This window comes from Arthrobacter sp. E3 (assembly GCF_017353415.1).
In the GTDB taxonomy this organism is placed as follows: Bacteria; Actinomycetota; Actinomycetes; order Actinomycetales; family Micrococcaceae; genus Specibacter.
Genome location: NZ_JAFMPX010000001.1, coordinates 135,658 through 160,318 on the forward strand (window position 1 = coordinate 135,658; position 24,661 = coordinate 160,318).

Consider the following 24,661-nt stretch of genomic DNA (forward strand, 5'->3'; position numbering starts at 1 on the left):
CACGGCAAGCCGCTCTCTGGAACATATTGCGGTACGGATCACCACCATGACGAAGTTGCCGTGCCTTCCACCTAGGGTTGAAGGCATGGATGGAATGAGTGAACTTTTATTCGGTCGCATGGTCGGACCCTTCGAGCCAGTCGTTGTGGCCATGTCGGTAGTGGGGACCCTTGCGATGTGCGGGGCACTGGTGTTTCTGGCCCGACGTCGTGAATTGGGCTGGTGGCTGGTGGCGGGTTCGTTCCTGCCCTCCGGGCTGTCCAGGCTGTTGAACCAGCTCGCCACGGGGGCGCCCACGCCCCAATCCTTGATTCTGTTTGCGGTGGGCGCTGTCATACCAATGGTTCTTGGCATTGGTCTTGGCATTTACGGTCTGTTGTCCTTCCAAAAGTTCCCACTCACCGCACCAAGCACCCGCGGCATCACGTTGCGCCGTTTCAGCGCCTCAACGGTCCTGGCTCCACTGGCCATGGCAGTTGTTTTCACCTTGGCGTCCTTGATCCCTGTTGTTTCCTTGCGCGCCGCGTACGGCGAAGGCATGCAGCTGAGCCTTGGGCTGCTGCTCGTGTCCCTGATCTCCGGTTTCCTGCTTGGGCTACTGCCAGCTGGCCTGCTTGGCCTTGCCCACCGCAGCCGCTGGGCTTGGTTTCTGATTGCCGTTTCAGCACTGGCCAGCATTGGGGCCACAGTGCTCACAGCGGGAGGATCGGTGCTGATCTTCCTGTTCTTCGCCACGGCAGTCCTGGCCTTTTTCGGCTGGGGGCGGTGGGGAAGCATCCCTGAACAGAAGCCTGCGCGTTCTTGACCCACGTCAAGGCGGCGGCGCGCAGAAACCGGTGTACTGGTAACACCATCTAGGATCCAGACACAGAGAAAGGGCCAGCACATCATGCGCACCGCCAAATTTGAGACGGAACCGTTCACCTGCCCGTCGTGCATCACCAAGATCGAGAACGTGGTTGGCAAGTTGGACGGCGTTGCCGAAACCAAGGTCATGTTCAACTCCAGCAAGGTTAAGGTGACCTTCGACGACACCCTCGTCACCGCGGATGACATCGCCAAGTCCATCACGGCGCTGGGCTACCCGGTCCTGTCCCACAAGGTCGCCGCATAGCTGGTTGACTGGGGTCATGGAACATCACGAATCCCACCCCGGACACGCCCCACTGGAAGTTCTGGTGGGGCGTGTTCCCATTTTCAGCCAGCTGGACGACGTCGAACTTAAGGACATTGCCGGCCGCGTGAAGTTGCGCCACCACCGCCGCAACGAGCAGTTGTACGGGGCTGGTGAAAGCAACCCGCACCTGATGATCATCCACAGCGGGCACGTGAAGGTGTACCGCATCAGCGAGTCCGGCCATGAGCAGCTAATCCGGGTGCTGGGCGAAGGCGATTTCCTCGGCGATACTAGTTTCATCAGCGGCGCACCGGCCGACCATTTCGCCAGCACCCTCGATGCGGCGGATATCTGCACACTTCACCATGACGACCTACGCGACTACCTGCTCCGCTTCCCCACCGTGACGTACAAGATGCTCGAAACCCTCAGCAACCGGTTGGAAAATACCGAACGCCAGGTGAGTATTTTCGCCGGGGAGGGTGCAGAACACAGGATTGCCGGGTACCTGCTGGAGCTCGCCGGGGAGCAGCGCACTTCCAAGGAGCAGGACACCACCACCGTGGTTCTGCCCATCGCCAAGAAGGACGTGGCCTCCTTTCTGGGCCTGACCCCGGAAACACTCAGCCGTAAGTTCACCCAGTTTGAGTCCGCCGGCTGGATCCGCATGCAGCCGCGGCGCACAGTGGAAATTATTAACGTCCCGGCACTGCAACAACTCTAGGTATGTCCAGCTTTAAGTCCTACCGGCTCCAACCGGTTCCCGCATTCTTGACCCCGGTCAAGGCACCCGGCCCCGATTCTTGGCAAGCTCAAGGCAACAGTTGAGAACCCGGCCGCACCGGCTGGGCACCACCGTTGGAGCCAAGGAGCATCATGACTGGCAGGACCAAAGCCCGGATCGCCGCCGCGACCGGCATCATGTTGATCGCAGCGTTGATCCTTCATCTACTGGATCTGTTCCCGGCGCGGGACATCGTCTTGTTTGCCAGCGCCATCACCGCCGGCATCCCCACCGCCATCCGGGCGTTCCAGGCCCTGCGCGCGAAGGCGTTCAGCATCGACCTACTGGTGACCATCGCCGTCGTCGGGGCCCTGATCATCGGCGAATACGTCGAGGCTGCCGTGGTCTCCTTCCTGTTCATCTTCGGCGCCTGGCTGGAGGCCCGCACGCTGGAGAAGACGCGTCGTTCACTGCGTGACCTGGTGGACATGGCACCGCAGGAGGCGCAGGTGGTGCGCGACGGCGTGACCCTCACCGTTGACGTGGACGACGTCGTGGTGGGTGACCACCTGGTGGTCCAGTCAGGTGGCAAGATCGCCGTGGACGGCGTCATCGCCACGGGCCGCGGGCTCATCAACGAGGCCACCATCACCGGTGAACCCGTCCCGGCGTCCAAGTCCGTGGGAGACCGGGTCTACAGCGGCACCATCGTGGACAACGGCTTCATCGGCGTCACGGCCGAACAGGTGGGAGATGACACCACGTTCGCGCAGATCATTGAGCTGGTCGAGGAGGCGCAGGAAACCAAGACGAAGGCGCAGCGTTTCCTGGACAAGTTCGCGCAGATCTACACGCCGGCCATTGTGGTGATGGCCGCCGCGGTCCTGGTCTTCACCCGCGACATCGAGTTCGCGCTGACGTTCCTTGTCATCGCCTGCCCCGGCGCACTCGTCATCTCCACCCCCGTCTCCATGGTGGCGGGGCTGGGCAACGGCGCCCGCCACGGCGTGCTCGTCAAGGGCGGGGACGCGCTGGAACGCCTGTCCAAGGTCGACACCCTTGTCTTTGACAAGACCGGCACGCTCACCAGGGGACGGCCGGAAGTCACAGAAGTCCACCCCGTGGGAATGTTCGACGCCGACACCGCCCTAGCGCTTGCGGCCCGCCTTGAGCTGGCTTCCGAACACCCGCTGGGCCGGACCATCGTTGAGCAAGCCGTCGAACGCCGCATGGACGTCACAGCCCACCCAACGCATGTGGAGGTCATCAAGGGCGGAGGCATCCGCGGTGCAGTTGACGGGCACCAGGTGGCTGTTGGCTCACGCCGGGTGCTGGCCGCCATGGGCGTTCTGCTGGCAGACTCGACCGATGCACACGCGGTGGACCGCGAGCGCTTGGGCAACACGGCAGTGTTCGTGGTGATCGACGGTGTGCTGGCGGCCGTGGTGTCCATCGCCGACCAGATCCGTCCTGAGGCACGTGAGGCGATCGCCGCACTGCGCACCGCCGGCATCAAGCAGTTCTACATGCTCACGGGAGACAACCGGCACACGGCGGAACTCGTCGCCGCAGAGCTCGGCATCGACGTGGCGAAGGCGGAACTGTTGCCGCAGGACAAGGTCCGCATCGTGACGGAGTTGAAGGCGGCGGGCCACAAGGTGGCCATGGTGGGCGACGGCATCAACGACGCCCCGGCCATTGCCACGGCGGACATCGGCCTGGCCATGGGCGCCGGCACGGACGTGTCCATCCAGACGGCGGATGTCATCTTGATGGGTAACCGTTTTGACCAGCTGGTGCACGCGTACTCCCTGGCGAAGGCCACCGTGCGGAACATGAAACAAAACACCGTCATTGCCCTGGGCACTGTGGTGCTGCTGTTGGCGGGGGTGCTCACACACCAGGTGTTCATGGCAACGGGCATGCTGGTACACGAGATCAGCGTCCTGGTGGTCATTGTCAACGCCGTCAGGCTGGTCCGCTACCGGGACAAGCGTGCAGCAGCCGCCACCGTCCCGGCAGCACCACTTTCCGCGGACGAGGGGGAAGCGTTGGTGGACGCGCAAAAGTAGGGCGAGCCAGCAAACCAAGGTGAGGGGTCCGGCGTCGTGCGTACACCGGGCCCCTCCCGGACGTGCGGTGGGCAATCAACTACCATGTCCGTGTAGGCAATCCATGGCCGCAAGCTTGACAATTTTCCACGTTTGCGGCCGACAACAACTGATAAGAATCGTCCTGACTCATGATCCTTCCTGATCGACTCATACCGGTGGGGCTGCGCCTGGCGAAAGCAAATGCAGTCTTTGCAACGGAAGCCGGGGCACGTGCCCGCCTCCGTGCTCGCACCCTTCGCCCCCGGCCCTACGGGCCGCCCCGCCTGCTCAGGTCGGACGTCACCGTCTCGGCCGCACGCAATAGTGCGGGCTGGCCCGTGTACACGCTCACGCCCCGCAATGCGAGCCCCCGCGGCAGCGTTTTGTATGTCCACGGCGGCGGCTGGGTTGGCGAGATCATGCTGCAGCACTGGCAGCTCGCGGCCCAAATAGCCGCCGAAGCCAGGACCACCGTCCAGGTGCTCATCTACCCCCTCGTCCCTTACGGAACGGCAAAGGACGTCATTGACGGGGTCACCGATGCGGTCCTCGCTGCCACCCGGACGCATGGGCCCGCGGTCCTCGCCGGGGACTCTGCGGGAGGGCAGATCGTGCTCTCGAGTGTCCTGCAGCTTCGGGACCGGCACGGCGTCACCCTGCCCCGGACCATCGCCATCTCCCCGGCCGTCGACCTGTCCATGAAGAATCCCGACATTGCCGTTGTGCAACCGAGCGACCCCTGGCTCGGCACCAGGGGCACACAGCTTTTCATCGACCTGTGGAAGGACACTCTGGACGTGAACGACCCCGTCGTCAGTCCCCTCAACGGGGTGCTGGAAGGGTTGGGTCCCATCACACTTTTCACCGGAACACGTGACATCCTCAACCCCGACGGTCGTCTTTTTGCCGAGAAGGCAGCGGCGGCGGGCGTCGACGTCGAGTTCATCCAGCTCGAGGGCCAAGTCCATGTGTACCCGCTGCTGCCCACCGTGATTGGGCGGGACGCGCGCAAAGGGATCGTGGAACGGGTGTATCAGGCGTGCTGGTCTGAAGGTTCATGATCCAACGCTGCGGGCAGGTTAGTGGTGTTGGCGGGCCTTCCCCGGCCCGAACGGCAGCCACGGCGCCGAGTATTTGAACTGTTGCCCGTCACCGGGTCCCACGGTGAACTCCGCCTCGCCAAACCGCCACATCCGGTTGAACAGGAAGATCGTCACGGTGGCGGGGCCGGTTCCGGGCACCTTCCAGTTCCGCGTGCCCCATTGGGTTGGCTGGGCCGTGCCGTTGACGACGACGGTCGGCTTCGGTACCCAGCCAGGCCAGCGCTTGTGCAGGGTCAGTTCGAAACGGCGGATCTCTTTCGGGGAGGGGTTCACGGTTGTCAGCCTACCGCCGCCGCCCGAAAGGCACGGCACAGGGCCTACAGGCTGGCACTTTCGCTGCTCCGTCAGGGCATCACCAGCCAACTCGCATAGGATTCCTTGGGTGATGAATGAATCCCTCCGTGCCGTGGACTCCTGGTGGCAGGCCGTGCTTTCCGGCTTTGCTCGCACCGGCTCCCCCACCGTCCCGGCACTGTTGCTGCTGGGCATTGTCGCGGCCGCCGTGGTGCTGAGCATTCCGCGCGCGACGTGGCGCTGGTTCGGCCTCTACGTCACGTTTGTGCACGAGCTGGGCCACGCCTTCACCGCACTCATTACGGGCCGGTACATCCACGGCCTGAAGATTGGGCTGGACCATTCCGGCCAGCTGGTCAGCAGTGGTCGGCGCGGATTCAGTGCCACATGGTCGGGTTTTTGGGGCTACCCGGCACCGGCGGTGGTTGGTGCCGCGTTGGTGTGGTCGGTGTCCGCTGGATGGGCCGGGGCGGCTGCGTCGATCGGCGCGCTCATCTTGTTGGTGGCGCTGATTTTCCTGCGCAATTTCACCGGCATCGTGGTGGCACTGCTCAGCGCCGCGATCGCCCAGTCCCTCGTCATGTTCGCCGACCCTGTCACCGTCAGTTACGTCATCCTGGCCCTTGGCATCGCTTTGGGCGTCGGGTCCGTGCGCGACTTCTTCAAGGTCGCAGCCGTCCACACCCGCCGCCGCAACCAGCTCGCCAGCTCGGACGCGTTCATTCTGGCCCGGTCCACGGGCGTTCCGTCCTTCATCTGGCTCACCGGATTCGCCGGAGTGATCGCCGGATCCGCCACCATTTCCGGATGGCTGCTATGGGGGCTGCTGGCCGCCTAGTTCTTCACGCGGTAGTGCAGATGCACGATGCCGTTGCCAAAGCCGTGTTGGTCCAGCAGTTCCAGCCGGGTTGCGGCGGCATCGGGCAGTGCCGGTTTTCCACCACCGATCAGGATGGGTGAAATGAAGAGGTGGATCTGGTCCACCAGGCCTGCCTTGAAGGCGGTTCCGGCCAACTCCGCGCCACCCACTGACAAGTCGTCTTCAGCGCTGGCCTTCATGGCACGGATGGCCTCCGGATCAAAGGTGCGTTCGATGCGCGTCCGTGCTGTGCTGACTTCCTCCAGTGTTCGTGAGAACACCACTTTTTCGGACATGTGCCAAATAGCCGCGAAGTCCCGCTCCACGCGGATTAGGTCAGGCTGGCCGAACAAGGGCTCCCAGCTTTTCATGACTTCATAGAGTTTGCGCCCATACAGGTAGGTACCGATGCTTCGTTCAAGATTGTTGATGAAGGAGTGCACATCGTCGTCGGGCATACCCCAGGTGAAACCGCCCTCACGGTCCTCGATGTAACCGTCCAGCGACGTGATCGCTGAGTAAACAAGCTGGCCCATGGCTCCCGCCTCATCCGCGTTCCGTAGTTGACTCTTCCAAGTATTCGCTGTACATGGCCTGCCGGAAAGCTATCTGCCCATCTTTTTCAACAGCCACTTCACGGCTTGGTCGCTCGGGCTGCCAAAGGGGTCCTCATTGACCACATAGGTCCAGGTGGTGGTGCCGCGGCGGATGCCAGCTGCTTCCAAGTCCACTTCCCCGTCAACCACGTCCAGCACGGCGAGTGTCTCAGCAGCGCTCTCGTTGACCCTGTCGAAAAATCCTTCAAAGAGGCTGATGGTCTCCTTGCGGAATTCATCCAGCGGGTTCTGCCGCCCCAGGGAGCGCAGATGGATGGCTGCCCTTTGCTCGGAAAGCAGCGCCAGGTGGTCACTCCACTGCCCGTCCAACTCAAAGAGCATGACGGCCTTGCAGGCAGCGGCGAGCTTTTCAGCACCCAACATCCTGCCGAGCGTCTGAATGCGGGCCGGGGCGAGTCCTTCACAGACCTTCAGCGCCGCGCCATCGTCGCGCAGGATTGCGTCTCGTTCGGCCAGCACAACCTGACGCTGATAGGCGATCAGTTCGTTGTACTTCCAGGAGTTTTGGGCGGTTTCCTGGCGTTCTTGTTCCGCAAGTCGCTGCGCCCTGTCCAGCAGCTTGGACACATCCGCCCTGGTGACGCGTCCGGCATCGTCAATGTCCCGCGCCACGGATTCAGTGAGCTCCAGGCCATGCGCTTCCTGGCCGTTCGCGGCGGGGTCCTCCATGCTGGAGAAAATCACGCTGGCACCGGGATCACCCTGCCGCCCGGCACGGCCGCGCAGTTGTGCGTCGAGGCGGGGCGAATAGAAGCGGCCCACGATAATGACAAGCAGTCCACCCAGCGCCGAAACCGCACCGTGTCCGGCCTGTGTGGCACCGGTCCCGCCCAACAGTATGTCGGTGCCGCGGCCGGCCATTTGAGTGGAGACGGTGACGGCCGCCCGGCGTCCGGCCTGGGCAATGACCTCAGCTTCGAGGCTGTCGTTGCGGGCGTTCAAGACCTGGCTTTCAATGCCCCTGGCTGCCAGGAGGGCAGCGAACCGGTCTGATGCGGCGACGTCGTGGGTGCCTATCAGCACCGGTTGGCCGGTGGCATGGGCGGCAGCCGCCGCATCGACCACGGCGGTATCGCGCTGGGCGGACGTCGCGTAGATCCGCTCGGGTCGGTCCTGTCGGATACATTTCTTGTGCGACGGAATCCTGCCGACGTCGAGGGTGTAGTGGGTGCGCAGGTACTCAGCAACGGCCACTGCGGTGCCGCTCATGCCCGTCACGCTGGCAAAGGACTTCACCAGGTCCCGGACAAGGAGCTGGTCAAGGACCTCTCCCTGTTCGGTTTTGTGCAGTCCTTCCTTCGTTTCCACAGCTGCCTGCAAGCCGTCCGGCCAGCGTTGCAGCGCGGCCACCCGTCCACGCGAGTCGGAGACGATCTCGGCCTTACCGTCGCGCACGATGTAGTCGACATCGCGCTGCAGCAAAACCTGGGCGTGTAGGGCCACGTTGATGGAGGAAAACAGCGGTGTTCCTTCCACCGAATACAGCTCGACGCCGGGCCACCACACCTCGGCACGGCTTAGGCCCGCATCCGTCAGTGACACATTGCGCCTGTCCGCTTCTACTGTGTAGTCGAGGTCCGACTTCAGGCCGCTGACAAACTCCGCCACATCCATGCTTTGGAGTTCGCTGCGTGCCCGGCCAGCCAAAACCAGCGGCACGGTTGCCTCATCCACAAGCACCGAATCAACCTCATCCACAATGCAGACCTCGAACAGTTGCAGGACTGCGTCTTCCGGAGCCGTGCGTGTGCGGTCGCGCAGGACGTCGAAGCCAAGTTCGTTCACGCAGACGTACACGATGTCCGCACGATAGGCCTTTTGGCGCTCGACAGCTTCGAAGCCTTCCGTCACAGATGCCGCCGTGACGCCCAGCCGCTCGAAAAATGGAGCCATCCAGTGGGCGTCACGCCCGGCCAGGTAGTCGTTGACGGTCAGCACGTGCACCCGGCGGCCACGCAGGGCGTGCGCCCCGGCGACCAGGGCGCCGACGAGGGTTTTCCCTTCGCCGGTGTCCATCTCCACCGCTGTCCCCCGCAGCATGTTTGCAGCGGCCAGCAACTGCGTATCAAAGAGCTCCATGCCCAGCGACTCCTTGACCAGCAGGCGGGCGCAGAACAAGTAGTCCTCGAGTTCGGAGTCACTCCAATCCGCTGTTCCCGTGGACTGTTGGCTGCACCGACCGGCCAGAATGTCATGGGTGGCAGCAGTATTGCCACCTGCTGCATGGTGCTCGTTTTCACGCGTTTGTGCCCGCGCAGCTGCCCGGCCCACCAACGCTCCTAGCTTGGCAGTATCAACAACCCCAGGCGCGTTGAAGAGCCAGTTCTTGAACTTGTTCCCCACCATTGGCCTGCCCTTGCCGCTTCGTGTCTTCTTCGGTGCTTCGTTGCTCATCTGCTTTGTGCTTTCCACGGGGAAGGACGGGTTCTACCCAAGGGGCCCGAACATAAGAGCGCCCGATATGAACTGCGTCACAATTCGAACAATAATCGCCAATATGCGCACAGTGCCGAATCTGGTGTTACTTTCAATACCGTAAGCATAGATCAGCGACCAAGGGCATCCCTGGACGTATTTGTTATCGATAACTCAGCTGATTGCCCACACTGGAAGGCCTCATGAACGTTGTTGACAAGATCATGAACCTCATCGCCTTGCTCTGGCGCGAGGTATTGGCCTTTGGCGCTGTGGGCGGCCTCGGCTGGTTTATCGACAACGGCATCTACACTCTTCTGTGGCATGGACCCATGTCCGAGAGCACCATCAAGGCCCGCGTGGTCTCCACGGTCGCCGCAACTTTGTTTGCCTGGTTTGCCAACCGCTACTGGACCTTCCGCCACCGCCGCTCAGAGCGGGTGTGGAAGGAATTCATGTTGTTTTTACTCATGAACGGACTGGGGCTGGGCATAGTGTTGGCCTGCCAAGTAGTTTCCCGCTACGTTTTGGGACTCACATCCTTCACGGCAGACTTCATTGCCGGTGGCGTCATCGGGCTGGCCCTGGGCACCATCTTCCGCTTCCTGGCCTACCGCTACTTTGTGTTCAACAAGGAACTCGTCGACATTCTCGGGGACGGCGCTGCAGGGGAAAGCGTTGTCGGTGAGACTGGTGTCATGTCGCGGGGCAAACACGAACTCATCGGCGCCGGTTCACGCAGCTGACCACACGCCCCGACGAGAACGGCGTATCTTCACACCGTTCTCGCCGAGAACGGGGCTACGTTGCGAGAACGGCGTTTCGTATCGGCCATCGCGCAAGTTTGCCCCTTCTTCAGCAACATGGAGGGGCCGATCAGCGGCTCCGGGCAATCACGGCGTCGAGCTCGGCAGAACTGACACCATTCGCCAGCAGGAACCCGCGCACATCCATGCCCGCCACGAACTTCTCCACGGCTCGGCCGCGCCCTGACACCAGCTCCGACAGTTCCACCCCGTCCATGTGCCGCTCGTAGGGATGCTTCACAGGTGCCACCAAATGCCAGGCGTTGATGCCGCGCGTGGCCAGCTCGTCCTCCCGTGCAGCCTGCTCTGACTGTCCCAGCAGTCCCAGCAGCAACGTGGCGATGAGCCCGGTCCTGTCCCGCCCGGCCGAGCAGTGGATCACCACGGCGCCCTGTGCCGCAGCCAGTTCCTTGAACACGGCCGCCACCTGCTGCGGAAACATCCGTACGATGTCCGCATACAGCCGCGGGTGGTTCATGTACGGGTGGAAAAGTTCGTGGTAGCGCGGATCCTGCGGGTCTTCCGTCGGTGAATGCACGACGGCGAGCCTCGCCAATGCGTCCACGCCCACCACCGGGTCGGTGGGCCTGCGCTTGCGTTCTCCCTGGTTCCGCAGATCGATGACGGTGCGGACGCCGTCGCTAAAAAGCTGTTCCCAGCCGTGTTCGGTGAGCCATTCGCTGCGGCCCATGCGGTAGATGTCCCCGGCGAGCAGACGGGCGTTGACGGCACCTTCCCACTGTGGAACGGTCATCGTTTTTTGGCCAGTCTGTAGTCGAGCCCGTTGCGCACTTGGGGCCATTCGGCTGCCAGGATGGAAAAGACCACGGTGTCGCGCAGTGAGCCGTCGGCCATGCGGGTACGGGCCCGGAGAATTCCGTCCTGCTTGGCGCCAAGCCGGGCAATGGCCTCACGGGATTGGATGTTCATCCAATGGGTGCGAAATTCCACCGCCACGCAGCCGAGGGCTTCAAAAGCATGTCCCAGTAGCAGGCGCTTGCTGTCCGGATTGGTCCCAGTACCTTGGACACTGGCTGCGTTCCAGGTGGAACCGATCTCTACTCGGGGAACGCATGCATCAATGTTCATGTACGTGGTCATGCCGATAATCCGGCCGGGTTCACCCGTGACTGGATCCTTCAGCCGGGTGGTGAACGGGAGCATCTTGCCCGATTCCTGCAGGGCCAGCCGCCGTTCAATCTCGGCTCGCATTTCTGCAGGCTGCGGCACGGACGTGTACCAAAGGTTCCAGAGTTCACCGTCGTACGCCGCCGCCACCAGCCCGTCGTGATGGTCCAGGCTGAGTGGCTCGAGGACAGCGTATCTTCCAGACAGGGTCACAGGCGCAAACAGGCTCATGCAAAAACAGTATCTGATGTGCGCGGACCTGAATGTCTGGCGAAGCTCGAGGAACCCGCTGCTTCCGCCTATGAATTTCTATGAATCTTATGAATTCATAACATTCACATGAATTCACAACGTGTTTAGGATGGGAGCATGGAGAATCCTTTCAGGCCATCCTTCGGGCGCACACCACCCCAACTGCTGGACCGCACGGATCTGCTCGGCGAGTTCGCCTATGGGCTGAGCATCCGCTCCGGCGTCCTCGGGCTGCTGACGATCATCACCGGTGCCCGTGGCATAGGCAAAACCGTCATGCTGAACGAAGCGGAGGACTTGGCGCGGGAACAAGGCTGGGCCGTCATCTCCGAGACGTCAACCAGCGGATTCTTGGCGCGAATCGCCGATTCCATGCGTGTGCTCAACGATGAGCTGGGGGCCGGGCCGCCTACAAGGAGAATCACGGCGTTTGTTGCCGCCGGCTTCGGAGTCACCACGCAGCTGCCGCCCGAGCGACAGGTGGAATTCCGAACCTTGGGCGAGCAGCTGTTGGGGCGGCTCAACGAGAAGAAGACAGGGCTGCTCGTCACACTCGACGAAATTCAGGATGCAAACCGGGACGAGCTGCTCCAACTCGCTGCTGTCATCCAGCACTTCGTCCGGGACGGGCTGCCCATCGGCTTTGTGTGTGCCGGTCTTCCCTCGGCTGTCTCAGACCTGCTTAATGAAGGCGTCGCCACTTTTTTGCGCCGGGCTGACAAAATCGATCTGCACCCGGTGCACGTCGCTGCAGTGGCGGACTCATACATCAGCCTGTTCTCCACAGCCGGATTCACCCTGACACGGGAAATCGCGTCCAAGGCTGCCGCCGCCACCACCGGCTACCCATTTCTTGTGCAGCTGGTCGGCTATTTTCTTTGGCGCGAGGCGGAGCAGGGTGCCGGCATTGTGACGGAGGCTGCGGCCGGGCAGGCCATTTCGGCAGCACTCCAGCGAAACATTCGTTTGGTTGTGGGTCCGGCCATCGCCCATGCCAGCCGCCGCGACATGGACTACCTGCGGGCCATGGCCGTGGATGAAGGAGTGTCCGGCACCGCTGACATTGCACGCCGCATGGAGGCAAAGCTGACACTTGCGGCCAACTACAGGGCCCGGCTCATCGATGCCGGCCTGATCGAATCCGCAGGACACGGGGAAGTGAGATTCTCGATTCCCGGCTTGCGTGAGCATCTGAGGTCCACCCCGCCGCAAGACTAAAGTCCGGCCACCGCCTGCCCGGGCCGCCTGCCAGCTAAGATCGTTAGCGTGAATGCCACTAATCTTCCCGAGCAGGTATCAGACATCTTCGACCCCACCCGGTGGCGCGTGGTGGAGGGCTTTGATTTCACCGACATGACCTACCACCGGCAGGTGGAACGGGACAGCGACGGCGCCGTGGTGCGGGACCTGCCCGCGGTACGCATCGCCTTCAACCGCCCGGAAGTGCGCAACGCCTTCCGCCCCGGGACCGTTGATGAGCTGTACCGCGCCATGGACCATGCCCGCATGACCCCGGATGTGGCCACCGTGCTGCTCACCGGCAACGGCCCCTCCCCCAAGGACGGCGGCCATTCCTTCTGCTCCGGCGGGGACCAGCGCATCCGCGGCCGCGACGGCTACAAGTATGCCGACGGGGAAACGAAGGAAACCATTGACCCGGCCCGCGCCGGACGTCTGCACATCCTGGAAGTGCAGCGTCTCATGCGCACCATGCCCAAAGTTGTCATCGCCGTCGTGAACGGCTGGGCAGCAGGCGGCGGGCACTCCCTTCACGTCGTCTCCGACCTGACCATCGCTTCCCGCGAACACGGTAAGTTCAAGCAGACCGACGCCACGGTGGGCTCCTTCGACGCCGGCTACGGATCGGCATTGCTGGCGCGGCAGATCGGCCAAAAGAAGGCCCGTGAGATCTTCTTCCTGGCTAGGGAATACTCCGCCGATGACATGGTCGCCATGGGTGCCGTCAACGAGGCAGTGCCCCATGAGGATCTGGAAAACGTGGCGCTGGAATACGCGGCGGACATCGCCCGCCAGTCACCGCAAGCCCTGCGCATGCTGAAGTTCGCCTTCAACCTGGCGGACGACGGTCTGGCCGGCCAGCAGGTCTTCGCCGGCGAAGCCACCCGCCTGGCCTACATGACGGACGAGGCAGTCGAGGGCAAGGAAGCGTTCCTTGAAAAACGCGACGCTGACTGGTCTTCCTTCCCGTACTACTTCTAACTCCCCCTATATAGGTACACATGAATATTGAACCCCTGCTCAAGGCCCTTTCCGAAGCACTCGCCGGCGAAGGCCCAGCCGTCGAAATCGACCCGGACGGAAGCTTCACCCTCATCCCGCAGGCCGAGCTGGGACTGCCGGCCGGAAGCGAAACGGACATTGCCGCCGTCGTGCGCACCTCGGGGAGCACCGGCACACCCAAGCGCACCCTGCTGAGCGTGGATGCACTGGCGGCGTCCTCGGTTGGGACAGCCATGGCGCTGCGCGGCGAGGGCCAATGGCTCCTCGCACTGCCCATGAACTACGTGGCCGGGCTGCAAGTCTTGGTACGCAGCATGTTCGCCGGCGCCCGCCCCTGGGCCATGGACATGAGCGGCGGCTTCACCCCGGAAGCGTTCACCGAGGCCGCGCATGAACTCACCGACAAAATGCGTTTCACCTCGCTGGTCCCGACACAGCTCACCCGCCTGCTGAGCAATCCCAGCGCGGAAACATTGACGGTGCTGCGCCGCTTCAACGCGATCCTGCTCGGCGGCGGCCCCATCAACCCGGTGCTGCTCGAGGCCGCGCGCGGTGCCGGGCTAAACGTCATCACCACGTACGGCATGAGCGAAACGTGTGGCGGATGCGTGTACGACGGCGTCCCCCTGGAAGGCGTGCAACTCGCCATCCGCGAGGGCCGGGTGCTGCTCGGCGGCGACGTTCTGGCCACCGGATACCTCGGCGATGACGCACTCACCGCCGCCTCCTTCCATGAAGAAGAGCACGACGGCGAGACGGTGCGCTGGTATGAAAGCGGCGACTTGGGCGAGCTGGACGCCGAGGGACGCCTGCGCGTGCTGGGCCGGGCGGACGACGTCATCATCACCGGCGGGCTGAAGGTCTCCCCGTCCGTGGTGACCGAGGCATTGCACCGCGTCCAGGGCGTGCGCGAGGCCTTTGTGGTGCCGGTACCGTCCGCCGAATGGGGGCAGCAGGTGGCGGCCATGGTTGTTGCCTCCTGCTCCCTGCCCGAGCTGCTGGCCGGTGCGGCGGCACTGGTGGAAGCCCATTTGGTGCCCAAAACTGTGGTGTTCGTCTCCGAGCTTCCCGTGCTTGCCACGGGAAAGCCTGACAGGACGGCGATTTTGACCGCTTTGGCCGAAGCCGCCCAAACTCCTTAGTGCCGTGAAGCGGCACAATTAACGCGGTGGACCCGTTGATTGAGTCCACCAACACCCAATGCGCAAAACATATGCGCAAAAGAATTGAAGGAGTAACACCGTGGCCACTGTGGGGCAATGGATTTCCGGGGCTCGGCTAAGGACCTTGCCCATGGCAGTGGCCCCCGTGATCATCGGTACCGCTGCGGCCTTCGACATGGGGGGTCTGCATTGGGGCCGGGCAGTGTTGGCCATGTTCGTGGCCTTGCTGCTGCAAATTGGGGTGAACTACGCCAACGACTACTCCGACGGCATCCGCGGCACTGACGAAGTGCGGGTGGGGCCGCTGCGCTTGGTGGGCAGCGGTGCGGCGAAGCCCTCGCATGTGAAGTTTGCCGCGTTTGCCGCGTTTGGTCTGGCCATGTTGGCCGGTTTGGGACTGGTGGTGCTGTCGCAGGCTTGGTGGCTGCTGCTGATCGGGGCCGGGGCCGTACTGGCCGCCTGGGGCTACACGGGCGGCAAGAATCCGTACGGCTACATGGGTCTGGGCGACGTGTTCGTGTTTGTGTTCTTTGGCCCCGTGGCAACCTTGGGCACCACGTTCACCCAGACCGGCGCGGTGAGCACGGCGGCGGTGTTGGGTTCAATCTCGACGGGACTGATCGCCGTCGCACTTTTGATGGCCAACAATGTCCGCGACATCCCCACGGACACCGAAGTGGGCAAGCGCACTCTGGCCGTGCGGCTGGGCGATAGAAACGCGCGGCTCAGCTATGTGGTGATGCTGGCACTGTCGGTGCTGCTGATGATGTTCCTGGTGCCGGCGAAGCCGTGGATTTTGCTGGTGCTGCTGCTGGTCCCGTTCATGGTGATGCCCAGCTGGCTGATGCTCACAGGCAAAATGCGAAAGAACCTGATCCCTGTTTTGCAGCAAACCGGCCTTTTCAACCTGGGTTTCAGCGTGCTGTTCGCCGTGGCCATGGTGCTCACGGCGTTGTAATCCACGGATCCAGTCCGCGGGTTGCAGTTGGCTGCGTTTAGAGCGACTCTTCTTCTGCGCGCTCGGACTTGGATGCGCTGGGCTTGCGGTCTGAATCAACCCAGATGTCCGGGTTTTCATCGACCAAGGCATCTTCAGCCTCGGCGTCGGCGGAAGCACCTGCGGACTGTGTGGTCTCGGCATTCGGTGCGAATCGGCCAGCAACGACGGCGGTTGCGCCGTCGCGCTGCTTGCGCAGGAAAATGAAGCTGATCAAGAAGGCGCCCAGTGCTGCGACCAAGGCCGCTGTAAGCCAGGAAAAGCCAATCACCTTGTAGGCGAGGAGGAAGAACGCCAAGAAGAGCACGGCGCGGACCAAGGAGTATTTGAAGAAAGACACGGCTCAAGTTTAGCCGCTGAAACTGAGTGTCTGCCCCGGGTAACGCCCGGGGCGGTAATTTGCCCGTCAACGTTAGAATGAAGCATGCGCTATATCATTCCCGTGACTTTAGGTGTTGTCCTGTTTGTCTACGGACTCATCGACTGCCTCCGCAGTGAGCCCAGCGACGTGCGGAGCATCCCCAAGACTGCCTGGGTATTTATCATTGTGCTTTTGAATGTCATTGGTGTGGCCTTGTGGTTCTTGTTCGGACGCCCCCAATATGCTGGCGCGGCATCCAATCAGTCGCAAACGCAGGGCGGCCAAGGATCATCTCCGCGCGGCCCGTCCCACACCGTCAGCTATGGCCGCTCGGTGGCCCCGGATGACAACCCCGAGTTCCTGCGTAATCTGGAAGTCGACAGGGCACAGAAGGTGGAAGCTGAGCGCCTGCGCAAACTCAAGGCCGAGTTGGACGCGCGTGAAGCGAAATTGCGTGAGGACAAGCCGGACAAGACAGACAAGACTCGCGAGCAGCACCCCAAGGATGAGAACCAAAAGTAGCACCCCGCAGCCTACCCTCCGGAGGGTAAACTACCGCGGCTGGGTTGGCGGCGCCTCTTCGGCACCACCAACCCGGCCGCTATTTTTGGTGGCTACTTCTTTTCCTCGATCTTCACTGTCCAAGAGTCCAATGGACACTGTTCCGTTCAGATTCCGAAGAGCTATGAATTTCCCAACAGCGCGCCACCAGACAAAGCTAACTTCAAGATCAGACACAGGCCCTTCCACAGTTGTTAGCGGTGGCATAAACTGTGCATTAGGAGGTTTGGACGCCATGGACGTGCAGGAAATCAAGGCCAACCGGAAGGGGACGCCGGGCGGGGGCTCGGTTGCTGACTGGATCGCGGCCCGCGGCCCCTCTTTTACCGAAGCTGACCTCACCGAGGCCCTCGACGATCAGATGCGGGCCTCCGGAACGGTCAGCCTCTCGGCGCGGGACCGCTCATTCTGGGATTCCAACGCCGGCATCAATGCCGCCAAAGCTGATGTGGCCGCTGCCGCCGCCAAGAATATCGTGTCTGTCCTGGCATCGGACTCAGCTGCCCTGACAGCCGAGGAACTGGCAAAGAAACTGAAGCTGTCCTCGTCGACAATTAGGCATTACAAGTCTGCGGGGCGGCTCTATTCATATGAGCGCCATGGGAAGCTGCACTTCCCCCTGTGGCAATTTGCAGCCGACACGGGCCAAGCCCTGCCGGGTCTATCTGCTGTCCTTGCAGCCCTCCCCCGTGACGCACACCCGCAAACCATTGCAGGTTTCTTTCAAACGCCACAGCCGGACCTGGTCATTGACGGGGAAGCGTCTTCGGCGAAAGAGTGGCTGGAGTCCGGCGGTGACCCGGATCCGGTTGTTTCAATTGCCAATGACGTCTCCTTCGGCTTCTGATGGTGGACCAGTATCCGCCTGCCATCGAAGAGTTGCGGGCCCTGGGCATCGAAACAAAGACCCTCCCACAGAGCACGGTCATGTGGCGAATCCACCAGACCATCTCCCTCCACACCCTGCCTTGGGACCAGATCCGGACGTGGGGCCCGCTGCCCACGGCGCGTTGGGATCCACATCCACTGCCGCAAGGTGAACATGCACCGCTCGGCGCAGCCTATCTTGGTCGCGACGTGCCCACCTGCCTCGCTGAAGCGTTTCAGCTCACGCGGTTCGTCGATGTGGATTCACATGCCACCTACATCACGGCCTTCCGCACTCAGCAGGAAATGATCCTCGCGGACCTCACCGGGGAATGGCTGCTGAAAGCTGGCGGCTCAGCGCAAGTGGTCTTCCAGGAAAAGGCCCGTACACAGGCTTGGGCGCGCGCCATCCACGATGCTTGGCCCGACCTTGGCGGGCTCATCGCCCCGTCGGCCGTCATCGGAGGACATGATGTCATAGCGATATGGTCCACGGACGTGTTCCCGCCGGCACCCGAGCTGTCGGTGCCACTAAATTCCCCCGCCATCCTCGCCGACATTGCGGTTGCATCGGCCCAGATTGGTTTTGGCAGCAACATCGTCATTTGAGCACCCGACTTCGAAAGTCACCACTTCCGTCAAGCGAAACGTGAGCTGCTGCTGGAAGGCAACGCCCCGGCGTCGTGCGTGGGAAACGGCGTACGCCTCCGTGGGTCAGAAGAGGCGGATCAGGTCCTCATTCAGATCGTCTTTGATGAACTCCTTGGGATCCAAGTGCTCTCCGGGAACCATGCCCAACCAGTCCCGGTATTCCAGGTGTTCCTCGTGCGCGGGATTGTTGACGGCCTCAACGATCCCCGACCATCCCCACACTCCGCCGCTGTCTTCTGCAGGGCCACGGCCGCGACCACCGGTGCAACGCACAGCCGGCACACTGGCATCGGCAGGAAGAACCTTCTCCACCGCAATGCTGTGCTCCCAATCGTCGCCAAAGTCATAGGTGTAGGCGATGGTGTCGCGCTCGGCGGCCAGCAGATCCCCGATGGCGGTTGCGGCCTCATCCAGGGGCGGATCCTCGAAGTGATTTCCGGCTCCCGCCACCCCATATATGGTGCCCGGATAGCCGCCCACACGGAACTCATGCAGGTGGTAGTCCAACCATTCAAAGGAGGCCTGAATGATGCGGTGCAGCTGTCCCAACGACAGGTCTGAGCGCACCAGCAGCCTGCGCCAAATGGGTGGGCTGGCCTGCTTGATGGAGATCTTCAGCTGCAGGATCGGCGCTTTGGGGTTGGGTTTGAGCGTTGCGGCCCGTGCGGTGCTGGCCTCGAAGGGGTCAAAGTCGTCTTCGTCATCATTTTCATCGTTAAAAGCGTCGGCGAGCGCCACCGCCATGCAGGCCACCAACGCTGGCGGCACTTCCACCCGCGCCCCCAGTGTGACGACACCCAACTCAGCCAAGTACTCCAAGTCCGCCCGCACAACCTCCCCGGTGAGCTTGTCCTCAAGAGGTCCGACGCCGACGGTCAGCAGCGTGTCAATGCTCTCCATCTGCGGCGGGGTGTCAGTGGTCGCAGCCACCAAAATGGCGGTTTTGACGGAAGCTGCCTCAATCAAGGCCGGGTCCCAGACTTCACCAGTTTGCATGGACAAGGCCACAAATGCCGCAGTGAATTCACGCAGCACCTCGAGTCCTTCAAGATCCGGCTGCTCCAGAAAGCTGTCCGCCCACGGCGTCGGCCAGGCTCGCGTTGCGCCGACATCCATGAGGCCTGCCACTTCCAACGCTGCCCAGAAGAGTGCCAGCTTGGGTTCCTCATGCATGGACTTGACGCTGCGGACTGCAACATCCGGAGCAGGCTCACCGGCGAGGAGCGCTTCGGGCTGGTACTTGGCTGACGGCTTTACACCCTTGGCGCGGACACCTATTGCCGCCGCAGCACCCTCAATGTCCTTTAGCCGCAAAGCGCCTGTCGAGGTGACATCCTTCCCGGTTCCCAACCAGCGCAGCAGCGCCTCCATGCGCCGGGCCAGTTCCGTTCCGGCCAGGCCTTCCAGTTCCTGCGCCGGGGTCAGTTCAGGGGCAATGATGTGCGGCATCCCTGATTCCTCCGACTCCGCATGGAACAAGGCGTGAACGGCAAGGAGGTGTTCTTCCGGGCCTGTCCAGGCGCCGGTGTCGGCGAGGAATTCGATGTACAGGTGCACGGATTCAAAGATGAAGTCCAGTTCTTCCTCATCCTGTCCCTCCACGCCCTCCATCAGCTGCGAAAAAGCGTGCCCGAAGGGAACCGGCTCAAAACTTGTCACGTCCGCTGACGGCGTGGACTCAAAGTAGAGCCCGGCAACGGCTTTGACCGGTTCCAGCAACAGAAGTGCTGTGTCAGCGGGGAAGTCCTGACCTTGTTCGCACCAGTCGACAAAGCCCTTGGTGACCGCACCGATGGCCCGCTCAGCCCGCAGCGCGCCGACGGAGGTGCCACGGATCGCGCCCTTGCTGCTGCGCTTGGTTTTCTTTGTCATTGCTTCCTGTCTCCAAATGGGGGCCGGTCACTTCTCCCCACCAACTCTAGCCATTGTCACCACAGTGGCGAATTACTGGAGCACCCTGCTGTCATCAGGCGACCCAGCTGCTTTCAGGACCCCGAACTCCCAACTCCCAAAAAAGTTGGGAGTTGGGGGCCCACCTCGAATCGAGCGGCCAAAAGACTGCCCGCCTGCATCGACGCACTAGCCAGTGTGCCTGTTTCCGTCATGCCTGTTTCCTCCGGCGACTGACTGTGATTGACCCGCGCCGGTAGAGTCGTAGGTCAACGCTGCTACGGAAATGGGGAACAGTGAAGAAGTTTCTGGGAATTCTCGCCCTGACAATCATGGCCATTGTGGGAATCGCTCCCGCAGCTACCGCAGCTACACCGACCGAGGTGGTTATTGAGGACACCGCAGGAGTGCTGTACCAGCCACAACTGCTGCCGGCCTTGGAAAAAGTCAACTTCCACAAACCCACCAAGGTCGCCATCTATACCCGCAACGGCACGGCCAGCGACAACTTCAACGAAGAAGTCCTGCGCTACGCACGTGTCAACCATCCGGAATGGATCAGCGCCGACGGGCAGAAGTGGGCGGACGGCTTGTTCATTTTTGCCTTCGATCCAGTGGGCCGTCAGGTGGGCACGTACATGGGCGAGGACCGCAAGGTGTCACTACAAAAACGCGAAGCCATTCAGGACGCCGCAAAGAAACTCTTTGTCGAAGCCCAGTGGACGGATGGAACTATTGCGGGAGTAAAAAAGGGGGCCTCTCTGATTAACCAGCCGTGGTACCTCTCCTTGGGCTTCATCATCACCGCAAGCATCGCCGGCGGCGTCGCCCTCCTGGGTTTCGGCGCCCGTGCCGTAGTGCGGTCCAATAACCGCAAGAAGGCCGCCGAGCATCTCAAGCGTGGGGACACCGCATACTCCAGCGTGAGCTTTGCCTTGGATGTCACCGAACTTAACGCGAAAACTATCCCGGAATCGTCCACCTACGGAGCTCTGGTGCTGGAAAAGTACCGCGACTTTAGCACTCGCTACCATGAAGCCATCACTCTGAATCAGCAGGTTCACTCGCTCACTCAGAAGGAACTCTCCAAGGGCGCCAACGTCAAACTGGTTGGCAAGTATGCCGATCTTGCAACGGAGCTGGACGATCTTGACGACGTCATTGCAGACACCAACACCCTACTCAACAGGTTTGCCGGCTGGGAAGGCGCCTGGGACAGACAGTCCCAGGCCTTGTTCAATGACCTGAACCAGCTCCCGGCGTTGATCTCGCAACCCGAAGCTCAGGGAATGCCCACGACCACGTCCCTGGCCTCACTTCACGCCCAAAGGACCCAGAGCCTCCAACAGTTGGCCGCCGATTTCCAATCGGGGCTCATCTCTCCCGAAGCCGCCCTAGACCAGCTCCGGGACATTCGCGCCGAATTGACGGGCATGTTGCAGCAGCATTCAGAACTCATGATCAACAAGTACGCCAAAACGAGTTCTGAGAAGCAGCACATGCGCGACACCATGGACCTCAACCGCAGGAATGACGCGCAACTGGGCAGGTCCACCATCTTGGGATCCGTTTACGGCTGGAACATGTTCTACTCGGTGCATTCCTTCAACCACGGCTACACCACTGCCCGCCAACAGGTCGACACCTCACGCAGCAGCTCCAGTTCAGGAGGCAGCAGCAGCGGATACGGTTCCAGCGGCGGCAGCTTCTCCGGTTCAGGCAGTTCCTCCAGTTTCTAGCTCGCCATGTCTTGCGGAAAGGGTTGTGCAGAAAGGCAGCCTCACCTATCGGCGTCATGCAAGGATTTCACCGGCTCCGACGGGTGCGAAGGGCTTGTGGCCTGTGAGCCGGGCTGTGAGCTGGGTCCTTTCGCCTTTACCCTGCTGGGGCGGCGCATGATTTTTCCCGCAAGGCTAAGACTTTGCTGAACCGACACCTTGGGCAGGTAGGCCCTGCCGACGGCGTTGGCGATGCTGGGAAGCGCAGCGGCATCGGGGTAGACCATGAACAATGGCTCGTAGCGCGGCTGGAATTTCGATTTGAACGTGAGCAGCGATTTGAAGCCGTAGACAGGTTCAAGAATGGTGCCCAGTTGTTGGAGGAGCCGGTCCAACGCGGCCCGCCGTTGCTCCGACACATTTGTGGTTTCCCCCTCCCCTGCCGTTTCGATGCGTGCTAATGGCGCTCCGGAGAGGCTAAGGAATTCGTACCCGTCATTTTTGCATGACAGCGCGGCTGACGCGATCAGGAACTCTATGCTGGCCCGGAACCCGGTGCTGCGCCGTCGCATGAAGTCCAGAGTCCATCCCACAATGGCACCCTCCCGGTAGACGGGCAGCCAGGACGCGATGGCGTGGATGGTGTGTTCCTCGTCAATGGCGAGCAGGCAGCGTACTTCCGGATCGTTGAGCTCCTCAATGCCGCCCAGAGTAAAGCCCATTTCGGGCATCTTCTTTTCGGCAACCCATTCTTCAGAGATGGCATGGATTTGATCAGCAATGGCCAGCGGCGCTTCCGGGTAGGAAACCCACTGGGTGCGGATGCCCTCCTTGGTTGCCTTGTTCAACGCCGTTCGAATGTCTTGGAACTTCTTGCCTGTAAAGGACAGGTCTGCAAGGTCCAAGATGGTTTCTTGGGCGACTTGCACGGACCCCCAGCCAAGTTCTGCAGTGGCGTCTTTGACGTTCCCGGGCACGGAGTAGAAGCAGGGGGTCCAACCCTGCTCTGCTGCATGGTTGGTAAATTCATCAATCGTGGTTTCCAGCTCCGCAGGCGGACCCACGGGAGGCCCGAGCGTCAAGGCAATACCTGAGATGACCCTGTAGGCAATGAAACTCTTCCCAGAGCCGGAAAACCAGTAGCTGTTCCCGCTCCACTGTGTCATCCACGACAACGAAGAACCTTCTGTGGCCTTGAGGATGTTCCGGGCACGGAGGGTGTCAGTGCCTTGGGCATCGTGAACTGGCCGTAAAAATGTTCTCAGGATCAGAACAGCCGCAATGAGCCAAAAAGTGATACCGATTCCTTCGTAAAGGATCACGGCGGCCCCACTTTGCGGAAAGAAGGCCGGGGACAGATCCAGCAAGTACCCCAGCGGGAGGAAACGATCCGGCAGGTCCGCCAGCAGTTCCGGGAGCCCCGGCACGGGCGTGAAGCCTGACGCCAGTGCCAGCCCGGCCAGCACGTATACGGCCGACAGGATTGCGGCAGTACAAAAAAGGAGGCTCAGGAAGAGGGTTCGGTAGGTTTTTGGTGGTGCATTGACGCGAAAGTGTCTCCGCGTCAGCAAAAGTAGAGCCACCAGCAGTACCGGCAACAGAAGGGGCAGTATCAGGCTCAAGGGGTGGCGGTACGAAGTGACATCTATAGCCCCCAAGCCCTCATTTGGTGACGTGGTTGAGGCAGCAGACATCAGCGCAGCGACAATGTAGCTGCCAGCCAGGATGGCGAGGCCCCCTTGGACGACCACCGCAGCGTACCAAGCAAAAAGACGGCCACGGCGCAGGCCGTCGGCGATGATCAACAGCAGCACAGACGGCAGAATCGCCATGAAAATACCGCCAGCACCGGCACGGAGCTGCAATTGCGCTGCGGCACAGTCCTGAACTTGGGTCGGGTCAGAGCACAGAGTTTGAAGCGTTTGTGGATCCACTGTTTGGATGTTGGTGAAAAGAAATCGCAGAACAGACAGAGGTCCGACGGCGTGCGGCAGCAAACCTGACAGGACCGGTCCCGCTGCGGATGCGGCCACAATAAGCGCAACCAGAACCCTGGCTTCTCGGCGGGAGGAAACCGGAACACTGATCCGGGGGACGCGGCCGAAGAGCACTGGGCCAAGGAAGACACCCACCGTGGCGGCCGCAAGCCGGACCAAATCAGGGAAGGAACCGCTGTACAGCGCGAGCAGCAACAACAAGGCGAAGAAAGTCAGCCTGAAGCGCCGGCGCCACAGCACCCCCAGGGTTGTCGTTGCAGCCAAGGCCGCACCGAACACGAAGGCTGAAGGGCCCAGATAGGAGTGTGTCAGCAGTTGCGCCGACCAGCTGCCCATCAGAGTGTGAATCCCATGCACCATAGCGATGGTTATCAGGATTCCCGCTGCTTGGGTGGCTAATCCAGCGATAAGAAAGCGCAGGCTTTCCAAACGGCGTTCAGCCGGGATACCTACAATCAACAGCAGAACTGTCCCCACCAGATAACCGCTTAACCCCCGCTCCCAAAATACAGAAGTGAAGACTGTCCACCATTGTTCGGGTAGAGACGACGGCGTGGCAACCATCGCAGATCGCCATGGTCCATGGTGCGCGGAGAGCACTGTGCCTGTCAGCAGCACCGGCAGCCACAGCAACACGACGAAAGCCCAGGTTGCCGGCGCGTGCCTCCACGTCTTGAACACGCCGAGTAGGCCGCTGACTTTCATCACAGGGCCGGCACTGTAGGCGTAGTCGGCCAGATACCGGTGGGGACAGTATTTCGGATGGTGACACCGAGCCCTAACCACCAGGAGCGAAGGTCTGACCGC

The 24,661-nt window shown here is 61.8% G+C and carries 23 protein-coding genes; 15 read left to right on the forward strand and 8 right to left on the reverse strand.

All coding sequences use genetic code 11. From position 1 onward, the window contains the following. Positions 1–94: 94 nt before the first annotated feature. The 5 genes from JMA46_RS00630 (at position 95) to JMA46_RS00650 (ending at position 4,995) form a co-directional block, all read left to right on the forward strand. Positions 95–805 (forward strand): hypothetical protein, encoded by a 711-nt coding sequence (locus JMA46_RS00630; RefSeq protein WP_207343362.1) that lies wholly within the window; start codon positions 95–97, stop codon positions 803–805. Between the two features lie 84 nt (positions 806–889). After that, a complete protein-coding gene (locus JMA46_RS00635) occupies positions 890–1,114 on the forward strand; it encodes a heavy-metal-associated domain-containing protein (protein ID WP_207343363.1) in 225 nt (74 codons plus the stop codon). 16 nt (positions 1,115–1,130) lie between these two features. Further along, on the forward strand, positions 1,131–1,841 hold the full coding sequence (locus tag JMA46_RS00640) for a Crp/Fnr family transcriptional regulator (protein ID WP_207343364.1): 711 nt from the start codon (positions 1,131–1,133) through the stop codon (positions 1,839–1,841). A gap of 152 nt (positions 1,842–1,993) precedes the next feature. Next, complete coding sequence (locus JMA46_RS00645; protein WP_207343365.1) at positions 1,994–3,913, forward strand: cation-translocating P-type ATPase; 1,920 nt, start codon at positions 1,994–1,996, stop codon at positions 3,911–3,913. A 170-nt stretch (positions 3,914–4,083) separates the two neighbouring features. Then, entirely contained in the window at positions 4,084–4,995 is a 912-nt protein-coding gene (locus JMA46_RS00650; RefSeq protein ID WP_207343366.1) for an alpha/beta hydrolase, read from the forward strand. A gap of 18 nt (positions 4,996–5,013) precedes the next feature. Here the strand turns inward: JMA46_RS00650 and JMA46_RS00655 are convergent, their stop codons facing one another. Further along, positions 5,014–5,310: a hypothetical protein gene (locus JMA46_RS00655; protein ID WP_207343367.1), complete on the reverse strand. Its 297-nt coding sequence runs from the start codon at positions 5,308–5,310 to the stop codon at positions 5,014–5,016. 112 nt (positions 5,311–5,422) lie between these two features. On the opposite strand from JMA46_RS00655, the gene JMA46_RS00660 reads away from it, so the two are divergent. Further along, positions 5,423–6,169, forward strand: a complete 747-nt coding sequence (locus JMA46_RS00660) for a M50 family metallopeptidase (RefSeq protein WP_207343368.1) — start codon at positions 5,423–5,425, stop codon at positions 6,167–6,169. Here the strand turns inward: JMA46_RS00660 and JMA46_RS00665 are convergent. Together JMA46_RS00665 and secA2 are read right to left on the reverse strand one after the other, a co-directional pair. After that, complete coding sequence (locus tag JMA46_RS00665; protein ID WP_207343369.1) at positions 6,166–6,726, reverse strand: dihydrofolate reductase family protein; 561 nt, start codon at positions 6,724–6,726, stop codon at positions 6,166–6,168. The genes JMA46_RS00660 and JMA46_RS00665 overlap by 4 nt on opposite strands. A 69-nt stretch (positions 6,727–6,795) precedes the next feature. Beyond that, the gene (gene secA2 / locus JMA46_RS00670; protein ID WP_207343370.1) at positions 6,796–9,201 is read right to left on the reverse strand and encodes an accessory Sec system translocase SecA2; all 2,406 of its coding nucleotides are present in this window, start codon (positions 9,199–9,201) and stop codon (positions 6,796–6,798) included. Positions 9,202–9,425: 224 nt separating this feature from the next. Here secA2 and JMA46_RS00675 point away from each other — a divergent pair, with 224 nt between their 5' ends. Continuing rightward, complete coding sequence (locus tag JMA46_RS00675) at positions 9,426–9,968, forward strand: GtrA family protein (protein ID WP_207343371.1); 543 nt, start codon at positions 9,426–9,428, stop codon at positions 9,966–9,968. Positions 9,969–10,098: 130 nt separating this feature from the next. On the opposite strand, the gene JMA46_RS00680 is transcribed toward JMA46_RS00675, so the two are convergent. Continuing rightward, entirely contained in the window at positions 10,099–10,782 is a 684-nt protein-coding gene (locus JMA46_RS00680; RefSeq protein WP_207343372.1) for a tyrosine-protein phosphatase, read from the reverse strand. After that, complete coding sequence (locus tag JMA46_RS00685) at positions 10,779–11,387, reverse strand: GNAT family protein (protein WP_207343373.1); 609 nt, start codon at positions 11,385–11,387, stop codon at positions 10,779–10,781. Before JMA46_RS00685 ends, JMA46_RS00680 begins: the two co-directional genes overlap by 4 nt. Positions 11,388–11,525: 138 nt before the next feature. Here JMA46_RS00685 and JMA46_RS00690 point away from each other — a divergent pair, with 138 nt between their 5' ends. The 4 genes from JMA46_RS00690 to JMA46_RS00705 all read left to right on the forward strand — a co-directional run bounded on the left by JMA46_RS00690 (position 11,526) and on the right by JMA46_RS00705 (position 15,770). Next, positions 11,526–12,626 carry an ATP-binding protein gene (locus JMA46_RS00690; RefSeq protein ID WP_207343374.1) on the forward strand — a complete coding sequence of 367 codons (1,101 nt, stop codon included), beginning with the start codon at positions 11,526–11,528 and terminating at the stop codon, positions 12,624–12,626. 48 nt (positions 12,627–12,674) lie between these two features. Beyond that, positions 12,675–13,628 (forward strand): 1,4-dihydroxy-2-naphthoyl-CoA synthase, encoded by a 954-nt coding sequence (locus JMA46_RS00695; RefSeq protein ID WP_207343375.1) that lies wholly within the window; start codon positions 12,675–12,677, stop codon positions 13,626–13,628. Between the two features lie 20 nt (positions 13,629–13,648). Next, positions 13,649–14,791: an AMP-binding protein gene (locus tag JMA46_RS00700; protein ID WP_207343376.1), complete on the forward strand. Its 1,143-nt coding sequence runs from the start codon at positions 13,649–13,651 to the stop codon at positions 14,789–14,791. A 100-nt stretch (positions 14,792–14,891) separates the two neighbouring features. After that, on the forward strand, positions 14,892–15,770 hold the full coding sequence (locus JMA46_RS00705; protein ID WP_207343377.1) for a 1,4-dihydroxy-2-naphthoate polyprenyltransferase: 879 nt from the start codon (positions 14,892–14,894) through the stop codon (positions 15,768–15,770). A 37-nt stretch (positions 15,771–15,807) separates the two neighbouring features. Here JMA46_RS00705 and JMA46_RS00710 read toward each other — a convergent pair whose 3' ends face one another. Further along, positions 15,808–16,149, reverse strand: coding sequence for a DUF4229 domain-containing protein (locus JMA46_RS00710; protein WP_207343378.1), 342 nt, complete (start codon positions 16,147–16,149; stop codon positions 15,808–15,810). An 84-nt stretch (positions 16,150–16,233) separates the two neighbouring features. Between JMA46_RS00710 and JMA46_RS00715 the strand changes: the two genes are divergently transcribed. From JMA46_RS00715 to JMA46_RS00725, 3 genes are all read left to right on the forward strand, one after another. After that, positions 16,234–16,692 (forward strand): PLD nuclease N-terminal domain-containing protein, encoded by a 459-nt coding sequence (locus JMA46_RS00715; protein ID WP_207343379.1) that lies wholly within the window; start codon positions 16,234–16,236, stop codon positions 16,690–16,692. A 274-nt stretch (positions 16,693–16,966) separates the two neighbouring features. Then, a complete protein-coding gene (locus JMA46_RS00720) occupies positions 16,967–17,578 on the forward strand; it encodes a hypothetical protein (protein ID WP_207343380.1) in 612 nt (203 codons plus the stop codon). Next, complete coding sequence (locus tag JMA46_RS00725) at positions 17,578–18,207, forward strand: RES family NAD+ phosphorylase (RefSeq protein ID WP_207343381.1); 630 nt, start codon at positions 17,578–17,580, stop codon at positions 18,205–18,207. The genes JMA46_RS00720 and JMA46_RS00725 overlap by 1 nt, the downstream gene beginning before the upstream one ends. A gap of 105 nt (positions 18,208–18,312) precedes the next feature. Here JMA46_RS00725 and JMA46_RS00730 read toward each other — a convergent pair whose 3' ends face one another. Continuing rightward, on the reverse strand, positions 18,313–20,121 hold the full coding sequence (locus JMA46_RS00730; RefSeq protein WP_207343382.1) for a plasmid pRiA4b ORF-3 family protein: 1,809 nt from the start codon (positions 20,119–20,121) through the stop codon (positions 18,313–18,315). A gap of 314 nt (positions 20,122–20,435) precedes the next feature. On the opposite strand from JMA46_RS00730, the gene JMA46_RS00735 reads away from it, so the two are divergent. Continuing rightward, the gene (locus JMA46_RS00735) at positions 20,436–21,878 is read left to right on the forward strand and encodes a DUF5129 domain-containing protein (protein ID WP_348770013.1); all 1,443 of its coding nucleotides are present in this window, start codon (positions 20,436–20,438) and stop codon (positions 21,876–21,878) included. Positions 21,879–21,919: 41 nt separating this feature from the next. On the opposite strand, the gene JMA46_RS00740 is transcribed toward JMA46_RS00735, so the two are convergent. Continuing rightward, entirely contained in the window at positions 21,920–24,559 is a 2,640-nt protein-coding gene (locus JMA46_RS00740) for a DUF2156 domain-containing protein (protein WP_207343383.1), read from the reverse strand. Positions 24,560–24,661 lie beyond the last annotated feature (102 nt).